The sequence below is a fragment of the Amycolatopsis sp. NPDC004368 genome (genome assembly GCF_053602515.1).
Map to the genome: position 1 here is coordinate 82019 of NZ_JBSGDT010000008.1, position 15089 is coordinate 97107.

The 15089-nt window shown below is 70.6% G+C and carries 18 protein-coding genes; 11 read left to right on the top strand and 7 right to left on the bottom strand.

Features of this window, described 5'->3' with window-relative positions:
* Positions 1-36 precede the first annotated feature (36 nt).
* Entirely contained in the window at positions 37-1761 is a 1725-nt protein-coding gene (locus tag ACWEOE_RS14460; protein ID WP_452008434.1) for an L-aspartate oxidase, read from the top strand.
* Between the two features lie 90 nt (positions 1762-1851).
* Here ACWEOE_RS14460 and ACWEOE_RS14465 read toward each other — a convergent pair whose 3' ends face one another.
* Positions 1852-2280, bottom strand: a complete 429-nt coding sequence (locus ACWEOE_RS14465) for a cupin domain-containing protein (protein WP_452008436.1) — start codon at positions 2278-2280, stop codon at positions 1852-1854.
* 157 nt (positions 2281-2437) lie between these two features.
* Here ACWEOE_RS14465 and ACWEOE_RS14470 point away from each other — a divergent pair, with 157 nt between their 5' ends.
* The 6 genes from ACWEOE_RS14470 (at position 2438) to ACWEOE_RS14495 (ending at position 7053) form a co-directional block, all read left to right on the top strand.
* On the top strand, positions 2438-3490 hold the full coding sequence (locus tag ACWEOE_RS14470; RefSeq protein WP_452008438.1) for a LacI family DNA-binding transcriptional regulator: 1053 nt from the start codon (positions 2438-2440) through the stop codon (positions 3488-3490).
* A gap of 88 nt (positions 3491-3578) precedes the next feature.
* Positions 3579-3710 carry an SDR family oxidoreductase gene (locus ACWEOE_RS14475; protein WP_452008441.1) on the top strand — a complete coding sequence of 44 codons (132 nt, stop codon included), beginning with the start codon at positions 3579-3581 and terminating at the stop codon, positions 3708-3710.
* Positions 3711-3744: 34 nt separating this feature from the next.
* A complete protein-coding gene (locus ACWEOE_RS14480; protein WP_452008444.1) occupies positions 3745-4362 on the top strand; it encodes a DNA-3-methyladenine glycosylase family protein in 618 nt (205 codons plus the stop codon).
* A gap of 142 nt (positions 4363-4504) precedes the next feature.
* Positions 4505-4852, top strand: a complete 348-nt coding sequence (locus ACWEOE_RS14485; RefSeq protein WP_452008446.1) for a UBP-type zinc finger domain-containing protein — start codon at positions 4505-4507, stop codon at positions 4850-4852.
* A 57-nt stretch (positions 4853-4909) separates the two neighbouring features.
* Complete coding sequence (locus ACWEOE_RS14490; protein ID WP_452008449.1) at positions 4910-6553, top strand: RecQ family ATP-dependent DNA helicase; 1644 nt, start codon at positions 4910-4912, stop codon at positions 6551-6553.
* Between the two features lie 77 nt (positions 6554-6630).
* Positions 6631-7053, top strand: coding sequence for a DUF5709 domain-containing protein (locus ACWEOE_RS14495; protein ID WP_452008452.1), 423 nt, complete (start codon positions 6631-6633; stop codon positions 7051-7053).
* A 126-nt stretch (positions 7054-7179) separates the two neighbouring features.
* On the opposite strand, the gene ACWEOE_RS14500 is transcribed toward ACWEOE_RS14495, so the two are convergent.
* Both ACWEOE_RS14500 and ACWEOE_RS14505 read right to left on the bottom strand, forming a co-directional pair.
* Entirely contained in the window at positions 7180-7467 is a 288-nt protein-coding gene (locus ACWEOE_RS14500) for a hypothetical protein (protein ID WP_452008455.1), read from the bottom strand.
* Between the two features lie 113 nt (positions 7468-7580).
* Complete coding sequence (locus ACWEOE_RS14505; RefSeq protein ID WP_452008457.1) at positions 7581-8468, bottom strand: LysR family transcriptional regulator; 888 nt, start codon at positions 8466-8468, stop codon at positions 7581-7583.
* Between the two features lie 126 nt (positions 8469-8594).
* On the opposite strand from ACWEOE_RS14505, the gene ACWEOE_RS14510 reads away from it, so the two are divergent.
* The gene (locus ACWEOE_RS14510) at positions 8595-9491 is read left to right on the top strand and encodes an SDR family oxidoreductase (RefSeq protein WP_452008460.1); all 897 of its coding nucleotides are present in this window, start codon (positions 8595-8597) and stop codon (positions 9489-9491) included.
* Positions 9491-10345 carry an LLM class flavin-dependent oxidoreductase gene (locus ACWEOE_RS14515; RefSeq protein WP_452008462.1) on the top strand — a complete coding sequence of 285 codons (855 nt, stop codon included), beginning with the start codon at positions 9491-9493 and terminating at the stop codon, positions 10343-10345. The genes ACWEOE_RS14510 and ACWEOE_RS14515 overlap by 1 nt, the downstream gene beginning before the upstream one ends.
* A 21-nt stretch (positions 10346-10366) precedes the next feature.
* Here ACWEOE_RS14515 and ACWEOE_RS14520 read toward each other — a convergent pair whose 3' ends face one another.
* From ACWEOE_RS14520 to ACWEOE_RS14535, 4 genes are all read right to left on the bottom strand, one after another.
* Complete coding sequence (locus tag ACWEOE_RS14520) at positions 10367-10993, bottom strand: hypothetical protein (protein WP_452008464.1); 627 nt, start codon at positions 10991-10993, stop codon at positions 10367-10369.
* A gap of 11 nt (positions 10994-11004) precedes the next feature.
* Positions 11005-11634, bottom strand: coding sequence for a hypothetical protein (locus ACWEOE_RS14525; protein ID WP_452008466.1), 630 nt, complete (start codon positions 11632-11634; stop codon positions 11005-11007).
* A gap of 151 nt (positions 11635-11785) precedes the next feature.
* The gene (locus ACWEOE_RS14530; protein WP_452008469.1) at positions 11786-13270 is read right to left on the bottom strand and encodes a trypsin-like serine protease; all 1485 of its coding nucleotides are present in this window, start codon (positions 13268-13270) and stop codon (positions 11786-11788) included.
* Positions 13271-13728: 458 nt separating this feature from the next.
* A complete protein-coding gene (locus ACWEOE_RS14535; RefSeq protein ID WP_452008471.1) occupies positions 13729-13893 on the bottom strand; it encodes a hypothetical protein in 165 nt (54 codons plus the stop codon).
* On the opposite strand from ACWEOE_RS14535, the gene ACWEOE_RS14540 reads away from it, so the two are divergent.
* A complete protein-coding gene (locus tag ACWEOE_RS14540) occupies positions 13853-14500 on the top strand; it encodes an aldehyde dehydrogenase family protein (RefSeq protein ID WP_452008819.1) in 648 nt (215 codons plus the stop codon). The genes ACWEOE_RS14535 and ACWEOE_RS14540 overlap by 41 nt on opposite strands.
* Positions 14494-15051, top strand: coding sequence for a DUF2283 domain-containing protein (locus tag ACWEOE_RS14545; RefSeq protein WP_452008474.1), 558 nt, complete (start codon positions 14494-14496; stop codon positions 15049-15051). Before ACWEOE_RS14540 ends, ACWEOE_RS14545 begins: the two co-directional genes overlap by 7 nt.
* The last annotated feature ends 38 nt before the right edge of the window (positions 15052-15089 follow it).

Here is a 15089-nt window from a genome sequence, read left to right on the forward strand (position 1 = left end):
AGCCACCCGCGCCGCGGGCGTCGGAAGGGAATTTCGATGACAGAACAGCAGATCGCGACGTCGGTACTGGTGATCGGCACGGGCGGGTCCGGGTTGCGCGCCGCGATCGAGCTGGCCGAGCGGGGCGTCGATGTGCTCGTGGTCGGCAAGCGGGCCAAGTCCGACGCCCACACCACGCTGGCCGCCGGCGGCATCAACGCCGCACTGTCCACCATGGACCCGGCCGACAGCTGGCAGCAGCACGCCGCCGACACCATCAAGGAGAGCTACCTCCTCGCGCACCCCGACACCGTGCGGGTCGTGGCGCAGAACGCCGCGCGGGGCATCGAGGACCTCGAACGCTGGGGCATGCCGTTCGCCCGCGAGGCCGACGGCCGGATCTCCCAGCGCTTCTTCGGCGCACACACCTACCGGCGCACCGCGTTCGCGGGTGACTACACCGGACTCGAGATCCAGCGCACGCTCGTGAACCGCGCGGCGCAGCTCGACGTCCGGGTGCTCGAGAACGTCTACCTCACCCGGATCCTGGTGCGCGACAACGTGGTTTTCGGCGCCTACGGCTTCGACCTCGACACCGGCACCCGCTACCTGATCCACGCCGACGCGGTGATCCTCGCCGCCGGCGGCCACACGCGCATCTGGCGCCGCACGTCCTCGCGGCGCGATGAGAACACGGGCGACTCGTTCCGCCTCGCCGTGCTGGCCGGCGGCCGCATCCGGGACCCGGAGCTGGTGCAGTTCCACCCGTCCGGGCTGCTCGAACCGGAGAACGCGGCGGGCACGCTGGTGTCGGAAGCCGCGCGCGGCGAGGGTGGGCAGCTGCGCAACGCGCTCGGTGAACGGTTCATGGCGAACTACGACCCGGAACGGATGGAACTGTCCACTCGCGACCGCGTGGCGCTCGCCGCGTACACGGAGATCAAGGCCGGGCGCGGCACCCCGAACGGTGGCGTGTGGCTCGACGTGTCGCACCTGCCACGCGAGACGATCATGAAGCGGCTGCCGCGGGTGTACCAGACGTTGCTTGAACTGCAGATGCTCGACATCACGAAGAGCGCCATCGAGATCGCGCCCACCGCGCACTACTCGATGGGCGGTGTCTGGGTGCGTTCTTCCGACCACGGCACGGGCGTCGAAGGCTTGTACGCGATCGGCGAGGCCGCGAGCGGTCTGCACGGCGCCAACCGGCTCGGCGGCAACTCGCTGATCGAACTGCTGGTGTACGGCCGGATCGTCGGCGAGGCCGCGGCCGAATACTCCGCTTCGTTGTCCGCGCAACGTCGTTCGGCCGCCGCCGTGGCGCAGGCGCGCGGCGAGCTCGACGAGCTGCTGGCGGCCGACGGGCCCGAGAACGTGCGGGCCCTGCAGCGTGCCCTGCGCAACACCATGACCGAACACGCGGGTGTCGTCCGCGACGAGGAGGGTCTGCTCGCGGGACTGTCCGAACTGGACGAGCTCGAGGACCGGATGAAAAACGTCGGCGTCCACCCGGATCTCGCCGGGTTCCAGGACCTGGCGCACGCGTTCGACCTGAAGTCCCCGGCGCTGGCCGGCCGGGCGACGCTCGAGGCCGCCCTGGAACGCCGCGAGACGCGGGGCTGCCACAACCGGTCGGACCACCCGGCGCTCGACGAGTCGATGCGGGTGAACCTGGTGTGGTCCGGGCCCGGGCGCATCGAGCGGGAAGCGCTGCCGCCGGTGCCGGCCGAGATCGCCGCGCTGATGCGCGACGTTTCCACGGAAGGCAAGCTGGTCGAGTGAAGCCGTGGGGCGCTCCCGGCGGCCGGGTGCGCCCCACGGTTCACCGGGACGAGCACGGTGGTCTTGCCGCCTCCGTACTCGTTCTCTGTGTCACGGGCGAGGCGCACGCAGGTGCTTGCGTTCCTCGAGCTCCTCGTCGCTCACCGGGATCAGCATCGGCTGGCCCGGCGCGCAGAACATGGTGACGACGAACTGCGACTCGGCGTCGTCGAGGTTGTTGCCGTCCTGGTAGTGGATCACGTCGAAACCGGGCTCCCAGAACGATTCCCCGGCCTTCACGACCCGCTGCGGGTCACCCTCCAATTCGAACACGATCTCGCCTTTGACCACGTACCCGAACGCCGGCCCCGAATGCCGGTGCGGCGGCGCGCCGTCGCACCCGGGTGGCAGCGTGACCAGGATCGTCATCGGCACGGCACCCTCGGGCGCCGCCGGAGCCCCCTCCGCCGTCCCCACCACCTCGATCTTCGGCGGCGGCGCGGACGATTCGGGGTTGGGCAGATGGTGTGAATGGTCCATGCTCATAAGCTTCCTTCGGGCGTCGGTTGACCTTCCGCGAGCTGAGACAAGGCGGCGCCGCGATGTGTGACAGGTTTGCCGTCGGGCAGGCTCCGCGCGGGCGCCCGGAACCGTTTGCGACCTGGGACTCAGACGCACCCGTGCGTATACTGCCCTCGTGCGAAGAGCGACCTTGAAGGACGTGGCCGCGCGCGCCGGGGTCCACGTCGCGACCGCGTCGAGGGCCCTCAACGGGACCAGCCGCCACCTGGTGAACAGCGCGACGCTCGACCGGGTGCTCCGCGCCGCCGCCGACCTCGGGTACTCGGGCAACCTCAGCGCCCGCACGCTCCGCACCGCCCGGTCGATGGCGATCGGCATCCTGCTGCCGGACCTCACGAACCCGATCTTCCCGCCGATCGTCCGCGGTGCCGAGGACATCCTGCGCGAACGCGGCTACAGCACGTGGATCGCCAACACCGACGACGACCCGAAGATCACCGCCGCCTCGATCGACGCGTTCCTCGCGCGCGGCGTCGACGGTTTCATCTCCGCCGGCTCCCGCCTCCACGACGGCACCACCGAGCAGATGGCCGCCCAGGGCCACCCGCTCGTGCTGGTGAACCGCACCGTCGACCGCGGCGACATTCCCTCCGTCACGGCCGACGACGACCACGGCGTCCGGCTCGCGCTCAGCCACTTCGTGGAATCCGGCCACCGCAGGATCGTGCACCTCGCGGGGCCGCAGGACCTGTCGACCGGTGTGCACCGCAAGCGCGCCTTTGTGCAGGGGCTCGCCGATCACGGTCTCGACCGCGAACCAGAACGCGTGGCGCAGTGCGAAGCCTGGTCCCAGCGCGAGGGTCATCGTGTCCTCAGTGGACTCCTGCGTGACGGGGACGTCGACTTCACCGCCATCGTCGCCGGCAACGACCTCATCGCGCTCGGCTGCTACGACGCGTTGCGCGAACACGGCCTGACCTGCCCCCACGACGTGAGCATCATCGGCTTCAACGACACGCCTTTCATGGACCACGTGTCCCCGCCGATGACCACCATCCGCATCCCGCAGTACGACCTGGGCCGCGAAGCCGCGAAACTGCTCGTCGACATGCTCGAGGACCCCGACGGCGGGCCGCGGTCGATCGTGTTGCCGGTGGAGCTGGTCAACCGCCGGTCCACGGCACCGCTGCGCGCTCGGCAGGCGCCGGCCGGCCGCCGAGAGGCCTAGGCTCGGTCCGAGGCGATGCGCTCCACGCGGGCGGCGCCGGTCGCCACGGACCTGTGGCTCGGCAAGGGTGGCGTCGCGGAAACGGTGGGTGGCGCGGTGGGGGCGGTTCACCCGGCCCGAGGAGGTGGCGGACCTCGTCACGTTCCTGGCGAGCGACCGGGCCGGAAACCTCACGGGCACCGACGTCGTGGTCGACGGCGGGATGACGCAGACGATGTAGGACGCCCCCGCTGACCTGGGGTAACATCGCGCGGATGACGCCCGAGGAGCACCTGCGGGCGGCCGATCCGATACTCGGCCGGGTGGTGGACGAGGTCGTCGGCCGGCCGCCGGTGGCCGACCCGGACGTGCCGGAGGACCACTACGGCGTGCTCGTGCGCGCGATCGTCAGCCAGAACATCTCGATCCACGCGTCGCGCGCGATCTTCCGCAAACTGAAGGACCGCTTCGGCGGCCACGTGCCGACGCCGGAGGAACTGCTGGCCGACGATCCCGAGGAGCTGCGTCCGGCAGCGGGGTTGTCGCGCGCGAAGACGGTGTCGCTGCGCTCGCTCGCCGAGTGCGTCCTGTCGGGTGAGCTCGATCTCGACGCGCTGGACGCGCTGCCCGACGAGGACGTGATCGCGCAGCTCGACGTGGTCAAGGGCATCGGCGTGTGGACCGCCCAGATGTTCCTGATGTTTCACCTCCACCGTCCCGACGTGCTGCCGGTCGGTGACCTCGAGCTGCGCCGCACCGTCGCGCAGGTCTACGGCTTGCCCGAGCGCCCGACGCCAGCCGAGCTCACGCGGCTGGCCGAGCGGTGGCGCCCCTACCGGACGCTGGCGTGCCGGTACCTGTGGCAACTGGCCGAGCAGGCACCGCGGTTGTGATCACCGATCCGACCAAAGAAGGCCGACCCCCACGCAGCACGTAACCGTTGCCACGAAGCCATTCGGCCGTGACTGTGGTCGGATCGGTAACGATCGGCACAGTAAGCTGGTGCCACAGGACTTTCGCGCAAAGGAGGAACCCGTGGAGGGTGTCGACCCCACCGTGGCGCCGAGTGGCACCGGCTGCGCCGACTGCGAAGCGGCGAGCCCGCAGGGCTGGTGGTTCCACTTGCGCCGCTGCGCGCAGTGCGGCCACATCGGCTGCTGCGACTCGTCGCCGAACCAGCACGCGACCGCGCACGCCGCGGCGTCCGGGCACCGCCTGGTCCGCAGCTTCGAACCGGGCGAGGAGTGGTTCTGGGACTACGTCGAGGAAGTGATGTACGAACGCGGCCCCGAGCTGGCCGCCCCGGCGCACCGCCCGCTCGACCAGGCCGCGCCCGGGCCGGCCGACCGGCTGCCGGCCGACTGGGCCCAGAAGCTCCACTAGCGGGCTCCGAGCCGCTCGGCCGTGTCGTGCGGCCGGGCGGCCAGTACCTTCGACGCCATGACCAGCTCACGTCCGACTCCCGCCGAGGTGGCGGGTGCGTTGTTCGAATTCTCCCTTCGGCCATCACAGGTGGCGGCGGCCGAAGCGGTCGCGGCGGGGCGGGACACGTTGGCGGTGCTGCCCACCGGCAGCGGGAAAAGTGCCATCTACCAGGTCGCGGGCCTTGCCCGCGGTGGGCTGACGCTGGTCATCTCGCCGCTCATCGCCCTGCAGCGCGACCAGCTGCGGTCGATCGAGGGCCGGGCGTTCGGCGACCGCACGATCCGCGCCGCGTTGCTCAACTCGAGCCAGAAGGTGCACGAGCGGCGCGAGACGTTGGCCCGGCTGGAGAAGGGCGAGCTCGACTTCGTCTACCTCGGGCCCGAGCAGCTCACCAACGCCGAGACGCGCGCGGCCATCGGCAACGTGACGTTGTTCGTGGTGGACGAAGCACATCTGGTGAGCGAATGGGGACAGGAGTTCCGGCCCGAGTACCTGCGCCTCGGCGATGCGATCGAGGAGTTCGGCCGGCCGCCCATCCTCGCGCTCACGGCCACGGCGTCGCCGCCGGTGCAGGCCGACATCACGCGGCGGCTGGGGATGCGCGACCCGCAGGTGGTGGTGGCCGATTTCGACCGGCCCAACATCGCGCTGTCGATGCGGCCGACGCAGCCCAGCAAGCCCGAGTCACGCGCCGTCGACGACCGGTGCGTGGACGTGCTCATCCAGCACGAGACCCCGGCGCTGGTCTACGCGCTGACCCACGCCCGGTGCGAGTCGCTGGCCGAACGGCTGCGGCTCGATGCGTTCCGGTCGGCGCCCTACCACGGCGGGATGACGGCGGCCGCCCGCGCGCAGGTGCAGGACGATTTCTTCGCGGGGAAGCTGGACGTCGTCGTGGCCACGAGCGCGTTCGGCATGGGCATCGACAAGTCCGACATCCGCACGGTCGTGCACGCGGGGGTGCCCGCGAGCATCGACGACTACTACCAGGAGATCGGGCGCGCCGGCCGCGACGGGGAGCCCGCCGTGGCGGTGCTGGTGCACGATCCGCGCACCATCCGGATCCCGCGCCTGCTGGCCGCCCGCACGCACCTGGGCGAGGACACCGTGCACGCGGTCGTCGACGCGATCGAGAACGCGCCGGGGCACACCACGTTCACGGACCTGACCACCGCGGCGGGAGTGCCTGTGCACTCGGTCGAGCGGGTGGTCAACGAGCTCGCCGAGCTGGGGTTCGTGGGCGTCACGGGCTCGGGCCACCACCGTGTGGTGGAATGCGAACAGGAACTCACCCCGCCGGCCGAGCTCGCCGACCAGTTGGTGGACCTCGATCGGCGCCGGCAGGCCGTGCTGACGAGCCGCCTCGAAGCCGCGCGGGGGTACGCCGAGAGCACGCGTTGCCGTCGTGCGGAACTTCTCGCCTATTTCGGTGAGACCTACACACCGCCCTGTCAAAACTGCGACAACGACCGAGCGTCGGGCACCAGCGAACGTTCGCGCGCCAGCGTCACCGGCGGCGCCCCCGTCCACCACCGCCTGTGGGGCGACGGCCAGCTGCTGAGCCGCGACGACCACGAGCTGCTGGTGTACTTCCCGAGCGTCGGCTACAAGCACCTCACGGCGTCGTCGATCTCGTCCGGGATCCTTGAGCCGCGCTGAACAAGGCGCGGCGGGCTCACCTGGTAGTTTCCCCGCGCGGGCGCGAGACTAAGGGCGCCCCGAGAGAGGAGCCGTTCGTGGACGACGACATCGAGGACAACGCCGACACCGGCGTGCTCGACCCCGAAGACACCCTCGAGGACGGCGACCCGTACGACGAGGGTTACTCGCCGCCGGAGCGGCCGTACGAGGTCGACGAGTTCGGCACCACGCCCGAGGAGGAACGCGAGGGCGAGAGCTGGGAGGGCCGCCTGTCCCGCGAGCTGCCCGACGTCCGGCCCGACGAGGGCGACGACCTGGGCGACACCGAGGACACCGACGGCGAGCTCCTGGACGAAGAACTCGGCGACTTCCGCGCGGGCCGCCTCGTCGCCGCCAACGAGGGCACCGGCGAGGACACCGACGACGAGCTGTACGCCACCGACATCGGCATCGACGGCGGCGCGGCTTCGGCGGAGGAAGCGGCCATCCACGTGGTCGACGATCCCGAGGACTACTGAGCGCCTCGGCTTGACCAGGGGGTGGCGCGGGGTTTCTCTGCGCCACCCTTGGGGGTTTGCCGCGGTTCGCCGCGGTCTCTGGATCGCGGGCCGGCAGGCGTTCCCCGCCGCCGACGGCGGGGGATCTCACGCCCTGCGGGCGATCTCCTGCAGCCACCCGGTGACCTTCGCGCAAATCGTGGCCTCGCCGCCGCGGGTGTGTTCGACCAGCTTGTCCTGGGACCACAGCATGGCGGCGATGACTCCGTGGCGGACGGGCGTCAGACCGATCTGCCAGGAGCCGTGGTGCCATTCGGCGGTGCTCCACTGGCCGGTCGTGGCGCTGCGCTCGACCGTCCAGGCGGGGCCGGCCGCCAGTTCTGCCACCGTTTTCGGCGCGCGCCACTGCCCCACGGTGTTGTTGTCGGTGCTCATCGGGAATCCTCGGGGTCGCACGGGAACAGGGCGTGTCGCGAGAGCGGCGGTGCGGCCGCGAGAACGGGATGTCAGCGCACGGTGGCAACCCTTTCGTTCAACTCCCGTTCACTTTACCGGCCGGTGAGGTGAGTCTGCGCCACCTTGCGGAAAGCCGTGACCAGACGGCCGCGATCGTCGGCGCGGGTGGCGAGCACGACGTGCGCCGGTTCGACGTCCTCCAGTACCACCGAAGTGAGGTCCGGGCGCAGGAACCGCACGTCGTGACCGGCGGAGATGACCACGGCCTGCCCGGCGGCGACGACCTCGAACTTGTCCTCCAGCGCGTCGATCACGGGCCCGTCGGGGATCGGCCGGCCGTCGGGTCGCGGCTCGACGCGCCAGTACGCGCTCCACGCCGGATCGGAGTCGCGCATACGAGGCAGTGGCTCGTCGGCGATGTCGTTGATGCTCACCGACTCCTTGCCCGCCAGCCGGTGATCGAGGGGGAGAATGACCACCCGCGGTTGGTCGTAGAGCACCGTGACGTGCAGGCCGTCGGTCGGAAACGGCAGCCGGCTCACCACGGCGTCGAGGCGGTGCTCCAGCAGCGAGGCCGGTACGTCGTCGAAGGCCACGTGCAGCGTCTGCACCTCGGCGTCCGGGAAGCGGTGGCGCATCTCGCGCACGGCCGGCGTGACGATGAGCCCGCCCGCGTACCCGACGGCCAGCCGGCTGGGCTGCGCGGCCGCCCGCGTCCGGCCGATTGCCTGCGCCGCCGTCCGCAGCAACGCCTTGGCCTGCGGCAGGAACACCTCGCCGGCCTCCGTGAGCCGGCTGCCCTGCGGGGTGCGATCCAGCAGCCGCGCGCCGAGCTGCTGCTCGAGCCGGCGGATCTGGCGGCTCAGCGAAGGCTGCGTCACGTGCAGGGCCTCGGCCGCGCGGCCGAAGTGCCGGTGCTCCGCGACGACCGTGAAGCAGTGCACCAGCCGGAGGTCGAGATCGACGGACTGTTCGGGCATGTCGACAATCCTAGCTGCGGTGATGCGCGAAACGTATTGCGCGATACGAAGGTTTCATTGGCGAGGGTGCGGGATCCGGCGGCAGGCTGAAAGAACCAGAACATCCCTTGTTGGAGGATCACCATCATGCGTGTGTTTGTCACCGGTGCGACCGGATTCGTCGGCGCCGCGGTCGTGCGCGAGCTGCTCGAATTCGGCCACCAAGTGTCGGGTCTCGCACGCTCGGACGCTTCCGCCGCCAAGCTCGCGGCCCTCGGCGCCGACGTCCACCGCGGCAGCCTCGAAGACCTCGACAGCCTCCGCGCCGGCGCCGCCACGGCCGACGGCGTGATCCACACCGCGTTCATCCACGACTTCAGCGACTTCGCCCGCTCGGTCGGCGCCGACCGCCTCGCGGTCGAGACCCTCGGCGAAGCCCTGGCCGGCACCGGCCGTCCCTTCGTGATCACCTCGGGCACCCCGGGCGCGCCAGGAGCCGTCGCGACGGAAGACACCGTGCCCGAGGCCGGTTCGCTCGCCGCCGGGCGCATCGCCACCGAAGACGTCGTGGTGGCGCTGGCACCACGGCGGGTCCGCGGCTCCGTCGTGCGCCTGCCGCGTTCGGTCCACAGCGCCGAAGACCGGCACGGCTTCGTCCCACTGCTCATCGAAACCGCCCGCAAACACGGCGTCTCGGCCTACCCCGGTGACGGCGCGAACGCCTGGCCCGCCGTCCACGGCCTCGACGCCGCGCGGCTCTACCGCCTGGCCCTGGAACACGCGCCGGCCGGCACCCGCCTGCACGCCGTCGGCGACGAGGGCATCCCCGTGCGCGAGATCGCCGAACGCATCGGCAAGAACCTCGGCCTGCCGATCGAGTCGATCCCCGTCGAGCGGGCCGCCGAGCACTTCGGCTGGCTGGGGCCGATCTTCGCCGCGGACATGCCGGCGTCGAGCGCCCGCACCCAGGACCTGATGGACTGGCGGCCGGCCCACCCCGGCCTGCTGTCCGATTTGGACGCCGGCCACTACTTCGCCCGCTGATGGCCGCGTCCCCCGCCGGTCCGCTCGGTGTGTGCCTGCCGGTCACCTTCACCAGCACCCCCTCGGCGGACGACCAACGCACCGCCGCCCGCAGACTGGAGAGCGCCGGGTTCGGCGCGGTGTGGACCAACGAGGTCATCGGCAAAGACGCGCTCGCGCAACTCGCCGTGCTCCTGGGCGCGACCGAGACGTTGGCGTTCGGCACCTGCGTCGCCAACATCTGGGCCCGGCCACCCCAGACCGCCCACGCCGCGGCGGCCTTCCTGGCGCAGGCGTTCCCCGGCCGGTTCACTCTCGGCCTCGGGGTCGGTTACCCGCAGCAGGCGTCGAGTGTGGACCGTCCCTTCGGGACTCCGCTGGCCACCATGAGGTCCTATCTGGACGGAATGGCGGCGGAAACCCGGCCGCCCGCACCGGACGTGCCGTACCCGGTCATCCTGGGTGCCAACGGCCCCAAGATGCTCGCCCTCGGCGCCGAGCGGGCAGACGGTGCCCTGCCCGCCGGCCTGCCGCCCGAGCACACGGCGTTCGCTCGCCGGGTGCTCGGCCCGGACAAGCTGCTCGTCGTCGCCCAGCCCATCGCCGACTCGCTCGAGACGGCCCGCCACACCGTCTCGACCTGGCTCGACCGCGCGGCGTTCCGCACGATCCTCACGGCCCTCGGCCATCCCACGGAACCCACCGACGACCTGGTGCGCGCTCTGGTTCCCTTCGCCGGCCCGGACGCCGTCGCCGCCGCCGTCCAATCCCACCTCGACGCCGGAGCCGACCACGTCACCCTGCTGCTTCCGGTGGGTACGGAGTGCGGCCCGGGGATCGACCAGCTGGTGTCGCTGGCCCCGGCACTGCGGTGATCACAACGACGGGCGCGGAGCTCACAGCCGGTCGAAGATCGTCTTCGCGAGAGTGGCGTAACCGTCGGGGTGGTCGACGTCAACTGGCATTCCCGACGACACGATCGCGATGCGCATCTGCCGGTGGCTGAGTTTGGTGACCACGAGGTCGGTGCCGTCGCTGTTGTTCGCTGCGTCGATGCAGTAGTACGCGTTGTCACCGAGGTAATGCGGCTTGGCGCTGCACGATTTCGCCGAGACCTCGAGTGATGCCTTCACCGACGTCTCCCCTGTCGCGAAGACGTAGAGGTACGCCGAGGCCGTCGAGTGGCTGCTGGTGAAAAGGAAGTCGCACGTGTACGAGGTGATGCCGTTGCTGTGGTCCGGCGGCTCTTCCTTCGTGACCAAATCCTGGTTCACGTCGAACGTCCGCTGGTACTCGGCGATGTCCAGGAACGGACACGCGGAACTCAGCTTCGCGGGGGACGCCGCCGGCACGAACGTCGAGGCGGTCGACGGCGGGGCACTGGCCCCCGTATTCGCGTGGGCACCGACCGGTTCACGCAGCGTGCCGGCAGTGACAACGGGTTCTGTCGCCGCGGGGACCGAGCACCCCGCGGCAGCCGCCACCACGAAGGCGGCGGCGATGAGTCTTCCGGGCCAGTGCAAGTTCTGATTCCTCACAGCCGGTCCGAGAGGGTTTTCGCGATGGCGGCGTAGGCCTCCGGATGCGTGAAATCGGGCGGCGGCCCCGCGGTCACTGCCGCGAACCGCGGCTGACCGTGCGAGACCTTGGTGACCACCAGGTACGTGTTCTTGAGCGTGTCCGCGTTTTCTGTGCAGTAGAAAGCGTTGCCGCTGAGGTACTTCGGCTTGTCGGCGCAGCCCTGGACCGCGCTCGTGAGCCAAGTCTTCGCGGACGTCCCCGCGGGCGACGCGGCAACCTCCAGCTGGCCGGACTTCGTCTGGTGGCTGCTGGCGAAGAGGAAGGTGCACGTGTACCAGGAGGTGCCGTCGCTGTGGCCCGGTGGTTCTTCCCTCGTGGCCAATTCCTGGGGTACGACGAACGCCTGCTTGTACTCGTCGAGGTCCAAGAACGGACACGCCGCACTCAACTTCGCCGGTGATGCCGCCGGCACGAACGTCGATGCCGTCGTCGGCGGGGCACTGGTCTCCGTTGCCGCCTCCGCCGTGACCGGTTCGCGCACCGTGATCGCGGCCGCAGCGGGTTCCGTCGCCGCGGGGACCGAGCACCCCGCGGCAGCCGCCACCACGAAGGCGGCGGCGATGAGTCTTCCGGGCAAGAGCATGCCCCGCATCCTGCCCGACATTCCGCTGGATCCCGGTCTCGGAAACTCACTCGTGATCATCCGAATCACCCGTTTTATGCAATCTTGTCGCGAAATGTGCACGCCGGGGTGATCCAGGCCTCGCGTCGGGAGGCCTGGATCACCCGCGTGGTCAGGCCTTCGGCTTCGTCAGCCCACAACCCGCCAGCGAAAGGTCCACCGTCGACCCGGCCGTGAGGCAAGCGGGGATCCCGGCGGTCTGCTGACCGTAGGCACGTCCCATGTGGACGGTCACCACCCCGCGGTCGTCGACCTCGCAAGGGTTGCTCGCGGTGCACACCCCGCCGAGATCGTTCGACGTGTTGTGGATGCCCACCACCTGGCCCGTGTGCGGGTCGAGCACGGGGGAGCCTGAGTCACCGCTGCTGGGGAGGCAGGCCTCGTTGTACTGGATCGCGTGCTGCTGGGTGTAGCCGCCTTCGCGGAGCTCCGGGATGATGTTCGCCACGGCGCACGACCAGGCCTTGCGGTGCGTGCCCGAGAGCACGTCGATCTGGTCGGCCTGCTGGGGTTCGTGCGTGGCGAGTTCGAAGACCTTCGCACCGGCGACCGCGAGCTGGGCGTACGTCTTGTCGACCTGGTACAGGGCGATGTCGGTGCCGGTCATGGTGGCGTACAGGAGTTTGGTGGTGTGCAGGCTCGTCTTCACCGTGCCCGCGGCGGTCAGCACCGCGACGTCGCGGGCCTCCGCGCGGTCGGTCACCGCGGAGCCGACGGCGGGGTGGTCGCCGGCGATGCAGTGGCCGTTGGTGAGCAGCAGGCCCGGGTCGTCCGGGCGGGCGCCGGCCTTGCGGACCAGCGAACCGGCGCACGAGCCGAGGTTCACCGCGCCCTCCAGGGTCGGGTGGCGTTCGGTGATCGTCTCGCGGACCCAGTCGGCGTAGGCGGGCACGTTGGTGTAGATGCCCGGCGAGGGGCCGTCGCCACCGCTGACGACGCCGGCCAGCGTCCACCGGCCGCCTTCCTTCACGAGCGCCGGGCCGCCGGAGTCCATGTTGGTCGGCGCGATCTTGCCGTCGAGGGCGCCGATGCACAGGTCGCTGAGCGAAACCGGGCACGTCGACGACGGCTGCACCGTCGTGTCGGCCTCGCGCAGGTGGTCGGGGTAACACTGCGGCGCGGCCTGGTCACACGTCACTCCCCAGCCCATGATGCGCGCGCCGGTGCCCGGCGCCGGGACCTGGGAAGCGATTTTGATCGGCGTGGCCTTCGAAGGTCGGGCCAGCTTCAGCAGTGCGATGTCCTTGCCGAAGATGTTCGGCAGGATGCCGTTCGAACGGCGCACGAACTTCTCGACCGGGATCACCTCGCCACCCGACGAGGCGCTCACCGAACCCAGCCGCACCGACCAGTCGTGCGGGTACCCGACCTGGGTCTCGAGATCGTTGCGCGCGCAGTGCGACGCCGTCACCACCCACTGCGGCGCCACCAGCGTCACCCCGCACACGTGCCCGTCTGGCCGGGGCGAATCGGCCGGCCGGTTGAGCGACCCGGTGAACGGATACGCACGCGGCGCTGGGGCCCCGCCGACAATCGCTGTTGCCGGAGCAACACCCAACGCCGTCACGGACAACGCGGCCACCACCACGGCCGCCACACTTCGGAGTTTCAACGGGATCCCTCTCGCTCGAGGACTACGGAACCCCGCCCAGGGTGCTCACTCTGTGTGCGTGGACCGCGATCGGACCATCACAACCCTGTGACAACGCGGTCACCGACGCGTCGATGTCGGGCAACGGCAGGCTCGCGAAGAACCCGAACCGTCCGGGGTGGTTTCCCCTAGCCGGACGGCTTCTTCGTTCACCAGTCGGGCGAGTTCCGCGGCGCGGACGTCGTCTCCGAAGTGGACACCGGGGGTGGAGATGGACAGCATCGACGTCCGCACGCCGAGCCGGTCCATCGTGGACAGTGCGAGGTCCTCGCTCCACTCGGGAATGGCCTTGATGCCATCGGGCCGGGTGATCCCGGCGGCGATCAGGGCCTCGCGTTAGAACTCGGGCACGTAGTGGGCGTGCAGGTCCACGTGCGCGGCGGTCATGGTGGGTCCTTCCGTGGTCAGCGAGCGGGCAGGTCGAGCTCCAGGTCGGTCGGCAGCCAGGCGTGGCCGTCGCCGTCGCGCTTGAGGTGACACGCCACCCTCGTCCTCTCCGACACCGACCTCGACGTCGCGGCCGACCAGATCGCGTTCGCCGCCTTCGCCAACTCGGGCCAGGTCTGCATGGTGACCGACCGCGTCCTCGTCGCGGCCCCGCTGTTCGACGCACTGACCGAACGGCTTGTCGCACGGGCCGCGGCCCTGCCGGTGGGCGACCCGCGGCACGACGACGTCGCCGTGGGACCCCTCATCACCGACGCTTCCGCGGCCCGCTTCGCCGACCTGATCTCCGACGCATCAGCGCACGGCGCCCGTGTCCTCACCAGCGGCACGGCCGACGGCCGCTCCGCGAAACCGACCGTGCTGACCGGTGTTTCCCCGAGTTGCCGGCTGTCTGCCGAGGAAGCCTTCGCGGCGGTCGTCAGCATCGAGGCCCACCCCGATGACGCGGCCCTCGTCGCGGCCGCCACCGACAGCGCTTGTGGCCTCACCGCTTCCGTCGTGGCCGGCGACCCGTCCCGTGCGTGGGATTTCGCCCGCCGGCTCCGCTGCGGCGCGGTGCACGTGAACGCACCTTCCGTGGGCGACGAGCCCCACGTCCCCTTCGGCGGGCTGGCGGCCTCGGGCTACGGCCGGCTCGGCGGCGCGGAGTCCGTGCAGACGTTCACGGAGCAGCCCACGTTCTCCCTGCACGGCACCAGCGTCCTCCCAGCCGTGACCCGCTCATGGTGAACCTCAAGATCGCGTACGACGAGGTGGCGAACGCCGCCTACGTGTACTTCGCCGACCCGGCGACCGAGCCGCGGTCCGTGCACACCTACCCGTGTGACCCCGTCGAGGTGAGCGGCACGATCAACCTCGACTTCCTGGCCGACGGCCGCGTTCTGGGCATCGAGGTGCTGGGCGCTCGCAGCAAGTTGCCGTCGTTCCTGCTCGACGCCGCCGAAGGGGTCGAGCACCCACCGCGGCCGGCGCGGACCGAGAGCTCCCGTGCGGCTCGGCCGGTGCGCGCGACGACGGAATCACTCAACGGTAGCGAGATCAAGCTGATCGAGGTCGACGCCGTGACCGCGGGTGAGCGGGCCGTCTCGTTCCCCGCGCCGACCTGGCACGAGGACGCGTTCGTCCTTGTCGTGTCCCTGCCCCGTGACCACCCGTTCGCCGGCGCGACCGTGACCGTGCACCCGCATCGCGACGCCGTGCCCGCGGCTTTCCTGACGTGGGCGATGGGAGTCGCCGAACGCCGGCTGACCGGGAAGGGCGCTTCGTGCACACCGGCCTAGCCGAATACACCCGGCGGCGGTCATCACTTGGTGTGGTT

Excerpts from the sequence above, each read along its gene's own strand:
- ACWEOE_RS14515 (WP_452008462.1), top strand. The coding sequence starts at position 9,491 with ATGGCCGCGTCCCCCGCCGGTCCGCTCGGTGTGTGCCTGCCGGTCACC.
- ACWEOE_RS14490 (WP_452008449.1), top strand. The coding sequence starts at position 4,910 with ATGACCAGCTCACGTCCGACTCCCGCCGAGGTGGCGGGTGCGTTGTTC.
- ACWEOE_RS14500 (WP_452008455.1), bottom strand. The coding sequence starts at position 7,467 with ATGAGCACCGACAACAACACCGTGGGGCAGTGGCGCGCGCCGAAAACG.
- ACWEOE_RS14545 (WP_452008474.1), top strand. The coding sequence starts at position 14,494 with ATGGTGAACCTCAAGATCGCGTACGACGAGGTGGCGAACGCCGCCTAC.
- ACWEOE_RS14535 (WP_452008471.1), bottom strand. The coding sequence starts at position 13,893 with ATGCAGACCTGGCCCGAGTTGGCGAAGGCGGCGAACGCGATCTGGTCG.
- ACWEOE_RS14460 (WP_452008434.1), top strand. The coding sequence starts at position 37 with ATGACAGAACAGCAGATCGCGACGTCGGTACTGGTGATCGGCACGGGC.
- ACWEOE_RS14510 (WP_452008460.1), top strand. The coding sequence starts at position 8,595 with ATGCGTGTGTTTGTCACCGGTGCGACCGGATTCGTCGGCGCCGCGGTC.
- ACWEOE_RS14505 (WP_452008457.1), bottom strand. The coding sequence starts at position 8,468 with ATGCCCGAACAGTCCGTCGATCTCGACCTCCGGCTGGTGCACTGCTTC.
- ACWEOE_RS14465 (WP_452008436.1), bottom strand. The coding sequence starts at position 2,280 with ATGGACCATTCACACCATCTGCCCAACCCCGAATCGTCCGCGCCGCCG.
- ACWEOE_RS14525 (WP_452008466.1), bottom strand. The coding sequence starts at position 11,634 with ATGCTCTTGCCCGGAAGACTCATCGCCGCCGCCTTCGTGGTGGCGGCT.
- ACWEOE_RS14480 (WP_452008444.1), top strand. The coding sequence starts at position 3,745 with ATGACGCCCGAGGAGCACCTGCGGGCGGCCGATCCGATACTCGGCCGG.